The organism is Zarconia sp. (assembly GCF_057467645.1).
This window is the reverse complement of sequence record NZ_JBRJXU010000161.1, coordinates 12,350-29,436: the sequence shown is the minus strand read 5'-3', so window position 1 is coordinate 29,436 and position 17,087 is coordinate 12,350. Positions and strand designations below refer to the sequence as shown.

Genomic DNA, 17,087 nt, shown 5'->3' with positions numbered 1-17,087 from the left:
GTTGTCCCGACCGTGGTCTATTCCCAGCGCTTGGGTGCGATCGAGATGGTTCAGGGGGCAACGCGCACCTCGATTGAAGTAGACGTACTCGACGTAGAACTGACCCAGTTTCGGGAGGATTCGGACTTCGATAACGTCCTCCGGGTTGAAGCCGTACCCGCCATTAATCCGCACCTGGGTTAACTGTAGTTCCGTAGTGATATCGTTTTTAACGGCTTTACCCATCGGAAGGATGCACTCACCCGTTTCGATGTCCCACTTGACCCAACGCCCAGGGGTGGCGATCGGAGCCATTCCACGTGAGGTTCGATAACCGGGCAGACGCGGGCGTTGATTCCCCCGGTTTTGGAAGTATCGATCGAGTAGTTGGTTATAAGACGTGACGGCTTCAACGACGGATTTAATCGTCTGTTGAGCCATGGCACTGGTCAAAGACTTGAAGTTCGGGTTGGTCTTAAAGTCTTTGCATAGCTTTGCGTAGGACACCCCTTTTACTACTTTTAGTTTCCGATATTGCCGGGGTTGGTCATCTCGACCCGGTGCGATGTAGAAGTCTCGGTTATTCTCAAAGTACCGTTGACGAATAGAGTACAGAACGGTGTTGTATAGGTCGTTTGAGACTCTGCACTGATACTCCATCAACGCACGGGTCGCATCGTCAACGTTTAATTTAATTTGCTGTGTGTGGTACTTCACGAGTTTGACCTCTGTTCGTGGTCTGTTATGATTAAAGCTTCCTAAAACCGAATCTGTCAATCTATGAGTGAGAAAAAGTCTAGAAAACCCGGCAGACCGAGATTACACGATGAAGTCAAGAACCGCCACACCATTCGAGTGACTGATACGGCGTGGGAGGGGATCAAGTATTTAGCCGAAGATGCTGGGGTTAGTTTGAGTGAGTACTTAGAAGCCTTGGGGCGAATGGGATTGAAAGGAAGAGATACAGGAGGTTTTAACCTCCCGAGTCGTCATTCAACCCCGGCGGTAGGCGACCGGGGCTAACTGACTCCCGGACTGCTCTTGTTTTTTGGGCAGTTCCATTCTTCCTAAGCCCCAAAAGCCAATACATTGCAAGATTAGGCTGTGTGCGATCGCACTTTGAGGCACCTCATGTGGCTACAGCGATATATTTTCTGACAAGCGCGGTCGAATCGCAGCCCTAATTAATTCGTGAATGTCAATATTTATTTATTATTTTTTACAAACACCGATCGAACTTGGTGACGCGAAAAATCGGCTTTATCAATAGAGGTGTCAATAACGAACGAGGTTATCGGCTTTTTTGATGCTGTTTTATATTTAGACACAATAGCCCCTTGGGCGTTGATTTTAATCTTACCACGAAACCCTATTTTTTCGTTGCTTATTGACAGTATTCTCACACATTGATTTTTGTAAAGGCATCGATTCGATAAGAATATTTCATAGGGTTAGGGAGATTTGGGGCGATCGAGCTGATGAATGATGCGATCGCAACCCGCACGATATGAGGGGATGGGGTGATGCTTTTGAGAATTGATGCGATCGCGCTTTTGATGCAAATCCGAGATTTCAAGGTTTGCCTCTTCCCCAGCTCCCCCAGCTCGCATTCACCCAGAATCTAAAGGTTATACTACAACTTTAGACCTTCATACCCCATAAAACGAGGGAAGGGCGATGGTAGACCCCGTAACGATGACGGCGATCTCGATGTTAGTCGGACCGATCGTTTCGGATTTGGCGAAGGGTGCCCTCGAAGATTACGTTAAGGACTTTTTTATTGACAGGATTGAAGGTGCTGCAACCCTGGCGCAGAAGCCGTTTGCCCAGAGTGCTGTGAAAGAGGCGCTGAAGGAATTTGCGACGCTGTTTGCAGGGGAGTTAGTTAAGGCGGGGTTGCACCAGAAGGAGATAAAGCCCTTTGTCGAACCCCTGAAAGCCTTTGTCCGGGATAAAAATGTGCGACAGGTTTTGGGCGCGGCGTTTTCAGCGCGGTGTCTGCAAGTGGATGGGGCAACGTTGGCAGAGCGGTGGAAGCAGGTGAAGTACGGGCAGAGGGCGGATTGGAAGCAGAAGGGAACGCCGCAATGGTGGCGAAATCGATTCCCGGAAGCTTTTGACGGTAAGCCTTTACCCTATTTGCCTGCGGGGTTCGACTGGTTGCAGTTGGGGGAAGCGTATCGGCAGAAGGTGCGGGATATCGTCCGGGATGATGCAGAACTGCGGGAGGTATTGGATTCCCAAAATCTCGATCGCATCGCAGACGCCGCGATCGCCGGTTCTCCCATTGCTGCCGAGTTTGACTTAGAAAAATATCGCGAAGGACTGCTCGAACAGTACGACGATTTGGATTTGGATAGCCTTTCGGCAGGAATTGGCGAGGATGACAGACGACTGACGGTGCGGGAGATTTTCGTGCCGCAGATGGCGCGAACCTGTCAGGAATATTTACCTAGGGATTACGAACTGCCCAAAGACGTGCAAGTACGGTTGCGCGATCGGGGAGAAATGGCAGCAGCCCTGTCGGAAGTGGAGGTGGAACGCTACCAAAGGGCGTATATCGAGCAATCCCCCCGATCGATTTTAGAGATTATCGAGGGCGATCGCTATCCTTACATTGTGGTATTGGGCGATCCGGGTTCGGGAAAATCGACGCTGTTGAAATATCTGGCACTGCGGTGGGCGAAGTTATCTCCTCAAGAACGAGTTTCCGCACCAGTTCCCCTGCTGGTTGAATTGCGTAAGTACGTTCAAAACAAGGAAGAGAAGGAATGCGGCAATTTTCTCGAATTTATCGAATCCGGTTCCGGTTGGATCGGGCATTTGCCGAAACACATCCTCCACGACTGGCTGAAGCGGGGACGGGGTATCGTCTTATTCGACGGCTTGGATGAAGTGTTCGATCCGAAGCGTCGCAGCCAAGTTATCGCTCAAATCCACGACTTCACCCAAGACTACCCCAACGTCAAAACCATCGTTACTTCCCGCGTCATCGGCTACCAGCAGCAACGCCTGAAAAGTGCCAACTTCCACCACGTGATGCTGCAAGATTTTACCTCGGAACAGGTGGCGGAGTTTATCCGACGCTGGCACGAGTTGGCGTATCGAGATGGACGCAAAAAAGCGGCAAAACGAGAACGATTGGAAAAAGCGATCGCCCAGTCGCGAGCGATTCGGGAACTGGCAGCCAATCCCCTGCTGCTGACGATGATGGCAATTCTCAATCGAAATCAGGAGTTACCCCGCAACCGCACCAAACTCTACGAAGAGGCATCGAAGGTGTTGCTGTTTCGGTGGGATATGGAGGGGAAGGTGAAGTTAGCGCACGAAAAACTCGATCCCGATATTTTCGACGAGGCGCTGAAGCAGAAGATTTGTCGCGCTATTGCCTATCGGATGCAGTTGGGGGAGAAGGGATTGCAAGGAAATATCATCCCCCGAGAGGAATTACGCGAGGCGATTGCTGAATGTTTGACGGGGGTGGTGGGGAACCAGGCGACGGTATTTGCCAAGTTGATTATCGAGCAACTGCGACAGCGGGATTTTATCCTCTGTCGTTTGGGAGGACACAACGAAGATTATTTCGGGTTCGTGCATCGGACGTTTTTAGAGTATTTCTGCGGTTGGGCGTTTGTGTGGCAGTTTGAGAAGGAACGCAGTATCGAGTTGGAGGATTTGAAGACGGAGGTATTCGGCAAGCACTGGCAAGAGGAGAGTTGGCACGAGGTGCTGCGGTTGATGGCGGGGATGCTGGATGGGAGGTTTGTGGGGGAGATTATTGAGTATTTGATGGGGCAGACGGATGAGAAGTTCGTACATGTCTTTTTGGCGGCAGAGTGTTTGGGGGAAGTGAGGAGTCGGGGGGAGATGGGGGAAATTGATGGCAAGATTCGCGACAGGTTGGAAGAGTTGACGGGGTATGGGGTAGTTATTGATATTCCTTATTCGAGTTGGGATCGCGAAGATCTCAATCGCATTCGAGAGATTCGCACCCAGGCAGTGTCCACCCTTGCGGAAGTTTGGCACGATTTCCCGGCAACCCTGCCTTGGCTTAAAGATAAAGCCCGCCACGATAAGGATTCGGATGTGCGACAAGCGGCAGTTCAGGAGTTGGCGCGGGGGTGGAAAGACGACGGGGATACCCTCCCCTGGCTTAAAGATAAAGCCCGCCACGATAAGGATTCGGATGTGCGACAAGCGGCAGTGCAGGAGTTGGCGCGGGGGTGGAAAGACGACGGGGATACCCTCCCCATACTTAAAGATAAAGCTCGCCACGATGAGAATGAGTGGGTGCGACAAGCGGCAGTGCGGGAGTTAGCGCGGGGGTGGAAAGACGATGGGGATACCCTCCCCTGGCTTAAAGATAAAGCTCGCCACGATGAGCATTGGCGTGTAGGACAAGCGGCAGTGCAAGAGTTGGCGCGGGGGTGGAAAGACGATGGGGATACCCTCCCCTGGCTTAAAGATAAAGCTCGCCACGATGAGCATTGGGATGTGCGACGAGCGGCGGTGCAGGAGTTGGCGCGGGGGTGGAAAGACGACGGGGATACTCTCCCCCTCCTCAAAGATAGAGCTCGCAACGATGGGTTTTGGGCTGTGCGACGAGCGGCAGTTCAGGAGTTGGCGCGGGGGTGGAAAGACGACGGGGATACTCTCCCCCTCCTCCAAGATAAAGCCCGCCAAGATAAGGATTCGACAGTGCGATACGTGGCGGTGCAGGAGTTGGCGCGGGGGTGGAAAGATGATGCGGACACCCTCCCCCTCCTCCAAGATAAAGCCCGCCAAGATAAGGATTCGGATGTGCGACGAGCGGCGGTGCAGGAGTTGGCGCGGGGGTGGAAGGAGGAACCGGGAATGTTTGAACTATTCTCTCAAATTGCCCATACCGATTCCTTCGTTCGCGAGTACGATTTGCAAGACAATCCCCGAAAAGTTGCCCTAGAAACGATGCTAAAAAACTACCCCGATCGCCCGGAAATTCTCGAACTCCTGCGCGATCGATCCGCTAACGACACTGACGAGAAATTACGCCAATTCGCCCAGGAAAAGTTAGCCGAATGGGAGGGACGATCGTCGGTATAATTGACCCCTAGCCATTCATCTTCACCATATCCTTGACTTCATTCGATCGAGCTGGCAATCCACAACGACAGATTATCGTTGACGATCGCAAATTGGATTATCTATTCGATCGCAACATTCAACCCGACGACCACAATTCCAGCCGCGCTCAACAAAATGCCCGACAACTCAAGCGACTGGGATTCGATGATGACTCAGATTCTCGACAAATTGTCAAGCAACATCTGCAACAAACCGCCCGATCGAATAACAATACGATTCAACAAGTCACCCATCAATTTTCAAACCGAGAAACTGGAGAAATCGGTGAAGTGAATACAGAAGTTCGCGATTCTCTTTTCGCAGGTTGATCGGGAAAATTTGCTCAAATTCACAGCTTTTGGGAAGTTTCCTCCCAAGAAACCCGACGGTTTCTCAGTGCTATCCTATATGGTAAATAAATTGCACGTTGAATATGATGGTTAGATACGATGACGGAAATTAAGCTGCAAGGTGAATTTGATGAATTAGAGTTTTTAGAAGCTTTTTGGGTAGAACCCACTCAAAGAAAGCCAGAAGAAGGTTACTGGTGCTATGAAATTACCGATGAGTTGGGCATAGCATTAAAATTTGGGATCGATATTATTCAAGCTTCCGTTCAAATCGAACTCAAACTTGCTGAAAATTCGATCGGTATTTTTAGTTTTGAGAATGTCGAGTCTATTAATATTTTAGATTATCAAGTTGGGAGAATCTCTTTTGAGAGTTTTCCGAATAACTCAAAAATGGCAATTCACGTTCAAGTCGAACTGCGATCGAGAATCAAAATCAAATGTTCGACATTAAGTCTAGCGGCGGCTTAAGCTATAGGAAAAAGCCAATAAATTATTCAGATAAAGGCATTATAAAATTCCGCCAAAGGGTTTCTACTAAAGCTTCTAGTCTCTGCAATTATCCGAATTCAAATCAACGAATAAATACGAATTGTAGTATAAACAATTAATTTGAGATTGTGAGCGGCGATCGCTTTTTGCGCGAATCGACGACTTACGAGGTTCTATAGCTGTATTCAATAAGGGCGCAGACAGCTCGAGTCTCGAGTTCGCAAAGCGTATCTTTCTCCCCCTGCTTCCCCTGCTCCCCCTGCTCCCCCTGCTCACCAACACCTGGGTCTTAACACGACTGCATATGGCTATACGCCGGGATTCGATCGCCCCATACAGATATATCGGACTCGAAGGAGCGATCGCCAACATTGTTGCCAACTTTAATTTGTACCCCCACTCCGGTATCCTAAACAGAGGAACGATCGCCGTGAAGTTGTTCGTTTTTCCCCTTCAGTTTAATTTTTAATTTTCCAATCGGAAAATATGGCTATGCGAATTCTCATGATGGGTGGAACCCGGTTTATCGGGGTTTATCTCACGAAAATATTAGTGGAAAGAGGACACGATGTCGTCCTCTTCAATCGAGGCAATAAACCTGCACCGGTAGAGGGCGTGCAGCAAATCCACGGCGATCGCAAAGATGCGGATCAGTTAAAAGAATTACTGGCACCAGAAGAGTTCGACGCAGTTTTTGACAACAACGGTCGAGAATTGAGCGATACCCAACCCCTCGTCGAAATGTTCAAAGACAAGGTTAAACATTTTGTTTATGTCAGTTCGGCAGGGGTGTATTTGAAATCCGATCTCATGCCCCACGTTGAAGGAGATTCCGTCGATCCCAAAAGTCGTCACAAAGGCAAATTTGAAACGGAAGCATACCTCAGAGATGCGGGTGTGCCCTTTACTTCGATTCGTCCCGTCTATATTTACGGTCCCGGGAACTACAATCCATTAGAAGCCTGGTTTTTCGATCGCATCGTTCGCGATCGTCCTATCCCGATTCCCGGCAACGGGATGTATATGACTCAACTGGGACACTGCGAAGACTTGGCGCGCGCCATGGCTGCTGTCTTGGGGAACGAGCGATCGATCGGACAAATCTATAATATCTCTGGAGCGCGATACGTTACATTTGACGGACTCGCTCGTGCCTGCGCGACAGCTGCTGGAAAATCCCCCGAGTCGGTATCGCTAGTTCACTACGACCCCCAGCAATTCGACTTTGGCAAGCGCAAAGCATTTCCCTTGCGATCGCAGCACTTCTTTGCCGATATTCACAAAGCAAAAGAAGAGCTAAAGTGGCAACCTAAATTCGATCTCGTCTCGGGATTGAAAGATTCCTTCGATCGCGATTATCTCGCAAACGATCGAGATAAAGCCCAAATCGATTTTTCCCTCGATGATGAGATCCTAAAAACGTTGGCTTGAAAACGTTGGCTTGAAAATCGCTCAAAAATTTCTCGATCGAAATTCTTCAAGGGAATTCACGAAGGCGAATTCACGAAAGGCGAGTTCACCCAAGGCAACTAAGCCGTTGTCTTACTTGGCGTCCGTTGGCTGCACTCGATGGCCAAACTTGAAGAGAGCGGCACCGACTCCTCGGAAGAGTGCCAACGGTTTTGGGACTTTCCAGGATAAACGGGGATGGAAGAATATTCGAGATCGCACTCAAAATCGCACTGACCGTCGTTGAAATTGGCTAGAAAGACGAGAACGACATAGCAACCCAATAGAACACTTACGATTAAGGTCAACATCATAGAACTCCCGTTAATTCACTCGGCGGAGACTCATTTTTATGGGTCTCTATCTTGAATTGTGGCGACTGAATGATTGCGGTCAAGTTTGCGGTGATGTTGATTTTGGAAATATTCCGACACAATCGGTATCTTCAGATACGATAATCTCCGAAACTCTTACACTAAACTAAGTCGCATTGCAAGAGTAACAACATAACTTATATCTGTTTAACAAGATACGGTTAAGATGAACTGCGATCGCACCCAAATTAAAATTTCTGTGACAGAATGGGAACAGGTCGTTAACTGTCAACATCACAGGATGAGTACAGTTTGACCGCAATTCACGATAGATCGTCGCGCTAGCTATGCGATCGAGCGCGATATCTAAGAGTAATGTGAATCCGATCTCACCAGAGTTTAGCATCAAGTCTTGAGTTGACTCGAATGAGTTTCTATCCCTGAGATGGACTTGTTCTCGAAAGACTGCAAACTAAATCCGTGTTGCGTTCGTTCCGAGTATTGTCCGACGCTAATTGAGCAGACAAGAAAACGGGCGCAAGTCTCTGTCGCTTAGATTTTTTCATATGTTAGACATACCTACATGGGTACCCTCATGGGGATATTCAGCCTGCCCAAAAATTGAGTTTCGATTACAATTTTCGAGCGCATGGCTTCAGGGTCATCTACAAACTGGACGTAAGTTTGAGGTTCAGCATCGATGACACATCGTATCGATCTCACCCCCGAAGCGCGAGCAAAAGCGCTCTTATCCGAGCGCATCGACAATCTTGCGGCTCTAGATGCCAATCAGAGCATTGATTCGAGCTGTATTACCTGCAAGGAATATCAGCTTTTCCTCGAGGAAGAACGAGCCTTTGGCAAAGCCTACCAACCCGACTGTTGGACGACGGACACTCCGGGTTCTGACGAAACCCATTCTCCAGTACTGGGGGTTCGTGCCAGCGATGCGGAGGCCTTTTGCGAGTGGCTCACTCACAAGTACGCCGGATGGCGGGTTCGCTTCCGGTTGCCTACCCTGGCAGAAGCCCAGGCGCATCCCCTCTCCGAACGGCATATCGGCTACTGGTGTAAAGATGGAGAGACCCTGGCACTGGCGGGTCGCGAACTCAACAGCGCTCGCGTCTTGCCGGCGACTTTACCGCTCCAGCACGATTTCGACCATCATCTGATGCGCGATCGAGATTTGGTTCGCAATCTATCAACCGACTGCGAGCGCCTGCTCTCCAATCATTCCCATACATCTAATAGCAACGCGATATTTGCCCTGTTCAAAGTTGGGGTGTTGGTGTTGAGCGTCCTGGGGATTCTGGTTACCTTAGGTATTTATTTCAATGCCAGTGAAGGGGATGTGTTTTTGAGACCCTTCGCATCGCTCCTTCTCTTTTTAGATTCTTCTCCCACAGAAAGTATCGATACCCCTGCAACTTCTGCAACTGGATTCGATCCTTATGCTGCCAATGCAGTCAATCATGCCGACCCGTTTTGGGGAGTCAGTGGCGAGTTGTACATCCTGCTGGGAATTAGCCTAACGCTGTTTTTTTGCTTCGTCGTGTTTAAGCAAGTCGGCAAAGACTTACAAAGTCTGGCTTCTGCCGTGTACAATCCCATTGCCCGCAAACTTTTGGTGGAAAAGTACTACAGCCTATACCCCAGGCTGAGTGAAGCCCTCAAAATCGAGCGGGAATTCGACCCGACAATCTATGACATTTTGAGTTTTGTCATGGGTCGATGTCACGATCGTACCTCCTATCATAAGGCGGCGACTCATCTCGACGAACTGCTCCGAGCCAGGGACTTCTGGAATGCGTTAGCGGATTTTCTGTTGAGTATTTCTCAACCCTCTAAAATCTGGTGGTTTCGAGAGTCCAATCGCAAACGCTTAAAACAGATCGGATATCAATCTTCGATCGCCAGCCAGGAGATCTATCGCCTTTATTCGTTTATTGTTTTAACGAATAAACGAAGACTCGGGTATGCCTCTCCCGTCGAAGGAATCCGGATCGTACGAGAAAAAGCAGAGTATCTCTAACGGAGAATTTCATCCCCGCGAAACTTGTCATGGGGATTGACGGCTTTGCTGCTGCCAAAGGGGAGGTCGGCGCGATCGTCTTGGGTCGATTGCCTCCCCATTCGGCAACCTCCAGAGTTATGCTTGTGGATATTCCCCGCATCGCATCAGTTGGAGGCATGAATCAAAATCAATTCAACCGAACGCTGCAAGAGTTGACCCATCGGCGACGGGAGGTATTGCTAGAGGTGTTGGCCGGCAAAAGCGATGCCGACATTTCTCGCGCGTTGCATATTACCGAAGCGACTGTTAGAAAACATGTCGAAAATATTTGCAATCAATTCGGAATTACGAGCGAATTTCCAGACGAACGCCGCTCCAAACGACCGGATTTAATTTCTTTATTTCGCAAGTATAAGCCGGAACTGGTTCGGAAACCAACCTCTAAACGCCATAATATTCAATCTCGTCAAACGGTTCATTCACCGGAATCTTCAAATGCTTTTAGCACGATTTACAACCGAGACGTCTTTATCTTAATCGATCGCAGCGGGTCGATGGTTCGCAAAGATCGAGATACGCGGGGACTGGCGCGCTATAAGTTTTTGCAAGAAGAAGTTGAGTCCCACGTTTGGGCAATTTTGAGTGCCGAACGTCCACTCGAAAAGGGTTTGCGATCGAAAATTTGCGATCGCCTCAGTCTTTACTTTTTTTGTCGGGATAAAGTCGGTGCGGGACCGTATGAAATTGATGATGCATCTCAGGTGCAAGATCTGTTTCGCCAACATCCCCCCAAAGGTAATACATTTATTACCCCAACGCTTCAGCAATGTTTTAACACTTGGCTCGATCGGGGTCAGCCCAAAAATCGGGGCGCATTTTTTATTATTTATACCGATGGCTTATTTGACGATGAGTTGAAATTCAGCCAGTTTATTTCTCAAGCCTGTTTAGCAATTCGCGACCATCGAGAAATTAAATTTTTAATTCTCGGACTCGGAGAAGAAATCGACGTTCAACATTTTTTAGCGCTCGATTTTAACGTCAATCAAAAAAATAATCTGAATACGTTAGTGTTCGATCGGGTTAATGAAGTGGATGATATTCTCGACGTTCTCCAACGTCAGCTGGTGGATAATCCCGATTTAGCATTTCCCGATTGGGTTCTCGATCGATATCCTGAATTTGTCCGCAAAGTGATGATGGCTCAGCCGGATTTGCAACCCTCGGACTGATAGCGATCGCAGATCGGTCATCAGCTGTCAGCGAAAACCTTGCTGAGTCTAGCTTCTATATTTTTCTTCGATCCGAAACGCGATGTGCTTTGCAAGAGCGTAAATTTGGATAAAATGCCATAACGCAAATGCAGATTTGACATTTTGCGTTTGACATTTTAGAGAGCCACAAGCGATCGATGGCAAGGTTTTAGCGATCGCCGAGATCGGTACGATCGCTCAATCTCGATTTATCGCCCTACACCAGAGGAATCCGCCACCGGGGTACTGGTTTGCAACACATCGATGGCTCGCGCGTAAAACGGATCGGACTGAGTCCCCCGGATTTTCGGATCGAGGGTGAGTTGAAACTCCTGCTCGACGGTAAGTTGGACGGTAATATCTGGGGTGATGCCGGTTTTGTTGATATCCGTGCCTTTGGGGGTGTAATAGTGAGCGATGGTGACGGCGAGTCCGGAACCGTCAGAGAGGGAATTCACCGCCTGTACGAGGGCTTTACCAAAGGTTTGAGCGCCGATAATGGTGGCTCGTCCGTTATCTTGGAGCGCTCCGGCTAAGATTTCGCTGGCACTGGCAGAGTTTTCATCAACCAGAACCGCCAAAGGGCGATCGGTCATCGCCATTCCCGTCGCTTCGATGATTTCATTTTTGCCTCGGCGATCGACGGTACTGACGATCTTACCGCGATCGATCCACATGCGGGCGATTTCGACGCTGATATTGAGCAGTCCGCCGGGATTTCCCCGTAAATCGAGGACGAAGGCATCGACGTTCTCGCCGTTCAAATCCTGAAGCGCGCGATACATCTGTTCCGCGGCGTGGGCGTTAAACTCGTCGAGTTGGATGTAACCGATCCGGGTTTGCTCTTCTTGGCGAATATTGTAGCTGACCGTCGGCAGTTCGATCCGGCTGCGCACCAGAGTGACGTCGAAGGGGGCTTCCCCATTTCGCTCGACTTTGAGGATGACGGAGGTGCCGACTTCACCGCGAATTAAACTGGCCGCTTGTTCGACATCCATGCCGCGAGTACGCTGACCGTCAATTTCGAGAATGCGATCGCCACTTTGCAATCCGGCCCGAAGTGCGGGAGAATTGGGAATCGTATCGAGAGTAACAATCTCCTGGGTTACCTCATCCAAACTCAGTTGGAGACCGATTCCCGAAAGTTCTCCAGCCGTTTGATTGGTGAGCGCCTCAAATTGCTCTGGGTCGAGAAAGCGAGTGTAGGGATCGTTGAGTTGAGAGAGAGCGCGACGCAGAGCGGCATAGGCTTGCTGGCGGGAGGTATAGTCTCGAGCGAGAAGTTCTTGCCGAACTTCTTGCCAGTTCACTTGATTGAAAGAATCATCGACGTAATCTCGATTAACAATTTGCCAAACTTCGTCGAGAACGGTTTTGGGACTGTTCTGCAACGCCGCACTAACGGGGCGAGAACTCACCGGAAGTAGTAACGATAGGGTGGTGGTGGCGATCGCTCCACCGATAAGGATAACCTGTTGCCAACGAGACCGGATGGGAGAAGAATTCATTCAGTAGTGGCGCTTCTGGGCGCGGGCGATGGAAAGACACAATGGAAGTGTTAGACCGTTAAGCATCGGCTTTTGGCCGGGAATGACCCATCGCGCAGTCCCACAACTGGATAAATCAGGCTCTTCCCCCGGAGCATTGATAGCGAGCGCGAAGTATCCGAATGCTTAGCAGGCAGATACAACGAGCATTTCCGATCCGGGAAGAAAAAGTTATCCCTCGAAGGTTTGTTTCGTGCAATTGATGCAGTTTTTTGCAGGTCAAAAACCAACCACAGCCGATCTCTAAGGTCTGGCGTGTAGAGGAGTTGGGAGAGAGAATTCTCTTTCACTACTGTACCAATTTGACGAAGATTCGCCCAGTCAAGTCGCAGTTAAATTTGGACGCGATCGTCTAAAATAAATCCCAGACTAAAGGTAACGCCAACACAACGTCAATCGAACGCCCAACCTATGACTGACGGCGCGAGTACAAATTCGAGTGCTAATTCGAGTACAAACTTAAAAATCGAGCGCCCCAACCCACTCCGTACTTGGTTAATTCCGGGGGCGATCGCCGTTCTGGCAGCGGGTGGGGCGATGGCGATGCAGTGGCAGCAATTGCCCGAGATCGTCGACAAAGAAACTAATTATCAACAGTTCGTCCAACTCGAAGAAGTCCATTTGCAACTGCTTGCACGCATGCCGTCTTTGGGATTCGATAATCTGATTGCGGATTGGGCATTTTTGCGCTTTCTGGGATACTTTGGCGATGCAGAAGCAGGAAATCGAACGGCGTACGCTTTAAACGACGACTATTTCGAGCCGATCGTTAAACGCGATCCTCGGTTTGTGGATATCTACCCGTTTATCTCCGCTGCCATTTCCATCGAGTTGGGCAATCCGGAATTAGCGGGACAGTATATGGAGCGGGGTATTGAATCTCTTTCTCCGGAGGTGAACCCCAGGGGATTTCTTCTGTTGCGGTATCGCGCCCTCGACCAACTTTTACTTGAAGGGGATATTCCCGGAACGATCGCTACTTACGAACGGCTTGCCAAGTGGCTCGATGCAATTTCCGAACCCGATGGGGCCAGCAGCGTTCGCGATGGTGCGGCGTATTTGCGCAACAATCCCGATAGCTTCCTGCCTCGATTTTGGGGTTGGCGGTACGTGTGGGCGCAAGCCATTGATGATAAGGTACGGCAGCGCGCGGAAAGCGAACTGCTGGAGTTGGGGGCAATTAAACAAGAGGATGCCAACGGCAACTTTCAATTTGTCTTGCCCGAAGAAGGGGAATTATTACAGCAGCGATCGCCCGAGGGGTTTTAGCTTTGGGGCAGGGGGACAAGGGAGACAAGGGAGACAAGGGAGATGAATTTTCCCCACACCCATTGGTGAAAGGTTAAAAAAATCGCTCGTTTGTCAAGCCCCAGATTTAGTGTTGTCAAGCCTCTAATGGTCACCCTTGACCTATACACCGGCGATACCCGCGCATCCTAAACTCTTGCCAATGCTCCTTTCCCCACACCCCACACCCCACACCCCATTACCCCGTCACGGTCTATCCCGCGCCTGGCGTTAAAAGATATCCGTTTCCGGTTCCAATTCATCTTCTAACTCTTCTTCTCGATGTTGGGGGAGAATATCCACTTGGGGGCGGTCTTCGAGGTCTGGGGAGGGAAAATTGCCGGCATTGTTGGGTTGACCGGGAATGGCTTCGATAATTGCATCGAGGACTTTTGGAACGGGAATAATTTCTAATCCCAAATCCGGCGGCATTTGTCCCTTGGGAATAATCGCTCGTCGGAACCCCAGTTTGGCGGCTTCGCGCAACCGCAATTCCAACTGAGACACTTGGCGCACTTGTCCCCCCAGTCCCACTTCGCCAATGAGGACGGTATGAGGATCGACGACGCGATCGCGAAATCCCGCCACCACAGCGATCGCAATTCCCAAATCGGCGGCGGGTTCTTCGACTTTAATTCCCCCCACGGAGGCGAGGTAGGTGTCGAGTTTGGAGAGGGGAACTCCCACCCGTTTTTCTAAAACCGCTAGAATTTGTTGCAGGCGGTTGCTATCGATACCCGTTGCCGAACGGCGAGGAGATCCGAAACTGGCCGGACTCACCAACGCTTGCAACTCCACCACGATCGGGCGAGTTCCTTCGCAGGCGACAATAGTAGACGTGCCCGAGACCACCTCATCCCGACTGCCGAGAAATAATTCCGAGGGATTGGCGACTTCTCGCAAGCCGTGGGCGACCATTTCAAAGACACCAATTTCGTGGGTAGCCCCGAAGCGGTTTTTCATCGATCGCAACAACCGATGGCTGGCAAAGCGATCGCCTTCAAAAAAGAGCACCGTATCCACGAGGTGTTCGAGAACCCGAGGTCCGGCGATCGATCCGTCTTTCGTCACGTGTCCGACAATCAGCAGGGTAATATTTTCCCGCTTAGCGACCTGCATCAGGGCGGAGGTACATTCGCGCACTTGGGCCACGGAACCGGGAGCGGAGGTGAGGGAGGAGAAATAGATGGTTTGAATGCTATCGATAATTGCCAGATGGGGTTTGAGAGATTCTAATTCCCGCAAAATGATTTCTAAATCCGTTTCTGGGAGGAGATAGAAGTTGGGTTCGAGGGAGGCGGATTGGGTTAAATTGCTCTCACCTACATCGGGGGAATTGCCGCCATGACCTCCATTACCCCCATTGCCGATCTCAGCCACCGAATCCAAATCGTTTCCCCCACCATCAGCACTTTGGTGTTGTTGACCGTTTTCTTCTGCTTCTAACTGGGCTAAACCGCTTAACAAACGTTGGGCGCGAATTTTCACCTGCTGCCCGGATTCCTCTGCGGAAACGTAGAGAACCCGGTTGCCCTTCGAGTAGAGGTTGGCCACTTGCAGCAGCAGGGTGGATTTGCCGATACCCGGTTCGCCACCGATGAGAACCAGAGAACCGGGAACGATACCCCCCCCGAGAACGCGATCGAATTCTCCGTAACCGGAGGTGTTGCGATCGACCGCCACATCGGCAATTTGCGAGAGCATCACCGCCGCCCTCGGCTGACCCTCGGATTTTTCGACACCGGCGGGAGTTGTTAAATCTCGGTTCCAGGCTGCCGTACTCAACAGCCCCCGCGAACCGGGCAGTAAGGGCTGCTCTTCGGTTTCCATCAAGGAATTCCACGCACCACAGTTGGTACACTTGCCGAAATACTGGGAGAATTCAGCACCGCATTCGTTGCAAACATAAAAGGTTCGTGGCTTAGGCATCAGGGATCGTGGGAAGCGTGCGTTGTGCCTCTATTGTTGAAAGTTAGGCTGGGGTCAGTCAAGCCCTAATCTGCCTTTGTCTGGGGCGATTGGGATTATTCGGGGAATGGATTTTTCTTTTAGAGGTGAAGTCTGACATTGAGTCTACATTCGCACTCAGATAACCTTAAAAAACTCTGAAGTATAGCGCTGACAAGGATTGCGCTCTTCTTGTGTCCTGGGAATGGGGTAGGATTTAAAAGTAAAGTAGCAAACATTAATACTCTCATTAAATTTTTGTCGAATTTTCGCACAAGGGGCGTTAAATCAGTTGGATAATCACAAAGAAAAAATACTAGTTGTTGATGATGAAGCGAGTATCCGTCGGATTTTAGAAACTCGTTTAGCGATGATCGGTTACGACGTGGTGACCGCAGCGGATGGAGAGGAGGCACTGCACGCCTTTCGCGATGCGATTCCCGATTTGGTGGTCTTGGACGTGATGATGCCCAAGCTCGATGGATACGGGGTTTGCCAGGAGTTGCGCAAGGAGTCGGATGTTCCGATTATCATGTTAACGGCGTTGGGTGATGTGGCCGATCGCATCACCGGGTTGGAACTCGGGGCGGACGACTACGTGGTCAAGCCCTTTTCGCCGAAGGAACTCGAAGCCCGCATCCGTTCGGTGTTGCGTCGGGTGGAGAGAAACGGCAATTCCGGCATTCCTAGTTCTGGGGTGATTCAAGTTGCCAGCATCCGCATCGATACGAACAAGCGACAGGTCTATAAGGGTGACGAACGGATTCGGCTGACGGGCATGGAATTTAGTTTGCTCGAATTGCTCGTCAGTCGCTCTGGGGAACCGTTCTCGCGATCGGAAATTCTCCAGGAAGTTTGGGGATATACCCCAGAACGCCACGTGGATACGCGGGTGGTGGACGTGCATATCTCGCGCTTGCGCGCCAAACTCGAAGAAGATCCGAGCAATCCCGAATTGATTCTCACGGCAAGGGGAACGGGATATTTATTCCAGCGGATTGTCGAACCGGGTGAGGAGAAGCACGGTTGACGGGGAAGCCAGTCTCTTGGTTTGAGGTGAGGGAGAAGGGAAAAGTGGACGATCGCCCGTCGGAATTCAATCGAGACCCCAGCATTTCGATCTCCTCCGCCATCTCCCGATTTTCCCATTTTTCCCCCTGGTAACGATGGCCAATCCATCGGCTTCGATCGATTGACCCCAGTTCCGAAATCTCGATCGGGCGATCGTTTTCTGGCTCTTCCTTTTTACTGGGTTCGATCTCGCGCGGTGCGATCGCGGATGTATATCTGGTAGAAAGAAAAAACAAAATCAATTTTGATACAGAAGTCAGAAAGTTATTTCCCTTTTACCT

At 50.2% G+C, this 17,087-nt stretch carries 13 protein-coding genes and 1 pseudogene; 9 read left to right on the top strand and 5 right to left on the bottom strand.

Features of this window, described 5'->3' with window-relative positions:
- A pseudogene (locus tag AC2215_RS23785) lies at positions 1-696 on the bottom strand (hypothetical protein); the annotation flags it as partial.
- A gap of 63 nt (positions 697-759) precedes the next feature.
- Here AC2215_RS23785 and AC2215_RS23780 point away from each other — a divergent pair.
- Positions 760-1,002, top strand: coding sequence for a hypothetical protein (locus tag AC2215_RS23780; RefSeq protein ID WP_486812502.1), 243 nt, complete (start codon positions 760-762; stop codon positions 1,000-1,002).
- Between the two features lie 428 nt (positions 1,003-1,430).
- On the opposite strand, the gene AC2215_RS23775 is transcribed toward AC2215_RS23780, so the two are convergent.
- Complete coding sequence (locus tag AC2215_RS23775) at positions 1,431-1,589, bottom strand: hypothetical protein (RefSeq protein WP_486812501.1); 159 nt, start codon at positions 1,587-1,589, stop codon at positions 1,431-1,433.
- A gap of 67 nt (positions 1,590-1,656) precedes the next feature.
- Here AC2215_RS23775 and AC2215_RS23770 point away from each other — a divergent pair, with 67 nt between their 5' ends.
- The 4 genes from AC2215_RS23770 to AC2215_RS23755 all read left to right on the top strand — a co-directional run bounded on the left by AC2215_RS23770 (position 1,657) and on the right by AC2215_RS23755 (position 7,355).
- Positions 1,657-5,061 carry an NACHT domain-containing protein gene (locus tag AC2215_RS23770; protein WP_486812500.1) on the top strand — a complete coding sequence of 1,135 codons (3,405 nt, stop codon included), beginning with the start codon at positions 1,657-1,659 and terminating at the stop codon, positions 5,059-5,061.
- 32 nt (positions 5,062-5,093) lie between these two features.
- Positions 5,094-5,411, top strand: a complete 318-nt coding sequence (locus AC2215_RS23765) for a hypothetical protein (protein WP_486812499.1) — start codon at positions 5,094-5,096, stop codon at positions 5,409-5,411.
- A gap of 120 nt (positions 5,412-5,531) precedes the next feature.
- Complete coding sequence (locus tag AC2215_RS23760) at positions 5,532-5,903, top strand: hypothetical protein (protein ID WP_486812498.1); 372 nt, start codon at positions 5,532-5,534, stop codon at positions 5,901-5,903.
- Positions 5,904-6,416: 513 nt separating this feature from the next.
- Positions 6,417-7,355, top strand: coding sequence for an NAD-dependent epimerase/dehydratase family protein (locus tag AC2215_RS23755; RefSeq protein WP_486812504.1), 939 nt, complete (start codon positions 6,417-6,419; stop codon positions 7,353-7,355).
- Positions 7,356-7,453: 98 nt separating this feature from the next.
- Here the strand turns inward: AC2215_RS23755 and AC2215_RS23750 are convergent, their stop codons facing one another.
- The gene (locus AC2215_RS23750) at positions 7,454-7,687 is read right to left on the bottom strand and encodes a hypothetical protein (protein ID WP_486812497.1); all 234 of its coding nucleotides are present in this window, start codon (positions 7,685-7,687) and stop codon (positions 7,454-7,456) included.
- Between the two features lie 700 nt (positions 7,688-8,387).
- Between AC2215_RS23750 and AC2215_RS23745 the strand changes: the two genes are divergently transcribed.
- Positions 8,388-9,719 carry an SUMF1/EgtB/PvdO family nonheme iron enzyme gene (locus AC2215_RS23745; protein ID WP_486812496.1) on the top strand — a complete coding sequence of 444 codons (1,332 nt, stop codon included), beginning with the start codon at positions 8,388-8,390 and terminating at the stop codon, positions 9,717-9,719.
- Positions 9,720-9,877: 158 nt separating this feature from the next.
- Positions 9,878-10,933 (top strand): LuxR C-terminal-related transcriptional regulator, encoded by a 1,056-nt coding sequence (locus AC2215_RS23740; protein ID WP_486812495.1) that lies wholly within the window; start codon positions 9,878-9,880, stop codon positions 10,931-10,933.
- 230 nt (positions 10,934-11,163) lie between these two features.
- On the opposite strand, the gene ctpB is transcribed toward AC2215_RS23740, so the two are convergent.
- On the bottom strand, positions 11,164-12,462 hold the full coding sequence (ctpB, locus tag AC2215_RS23735) for a carboxyl-terminal processing protease CtpB (protein WP_486812494.1): 1,299 nt from the start codon (positions 12,460-12,462) through the stop codon (positions 11,164-11,166).
- Between the two features lie 450 nt (positions 12,463-12,912).
- On the opposite strand from ctpB, the gene AC2215_RS23730 reads away from it, so the two are divergent.
- Positions 12,913-13,770, top strand: coding sequence for a hypothetical protein (locus AC2215_RS23730; RefSeq protein WP_486812493.1), 858 nt, complete (start codon positions 12,913-12,915; stop codon positions 13,768-13,770).
- 249 nt (positions 13,771-14,019) lie between these two features.
- On the opposite strand, the gene radA is transcribed toward AC2215_RS23730, so the two are convergent.
- On the bottom strand, positions 14,020-15,717 hold the full coding sequence (gene radA, locus AC2215_RS23725; RefSeq protein WP_486812492.1) for a DNA repair protein RadA: 1,698 nt from the start codon (positions 15,715-15,717) through the stop codon (positions 14,020-14,022).
- Positions 15,718-16,027: 310 nt separating this feature from the next.
- Between radA and rpaB the strand changes: the two genes are divergently transcribed.
- Positions 16,028-16,765, top strand: a complete 738-nt coding sequence (rpaB, locus tag AC2215_RS23720; protein WP_486812491.1) for a response regulator transcription factor RpaB — start codon at positions 16,028-16,030, stop codon at positions 16,763-16,765.
- Positions 16,766-17,087: the final 322 nt, after the last annotated feature.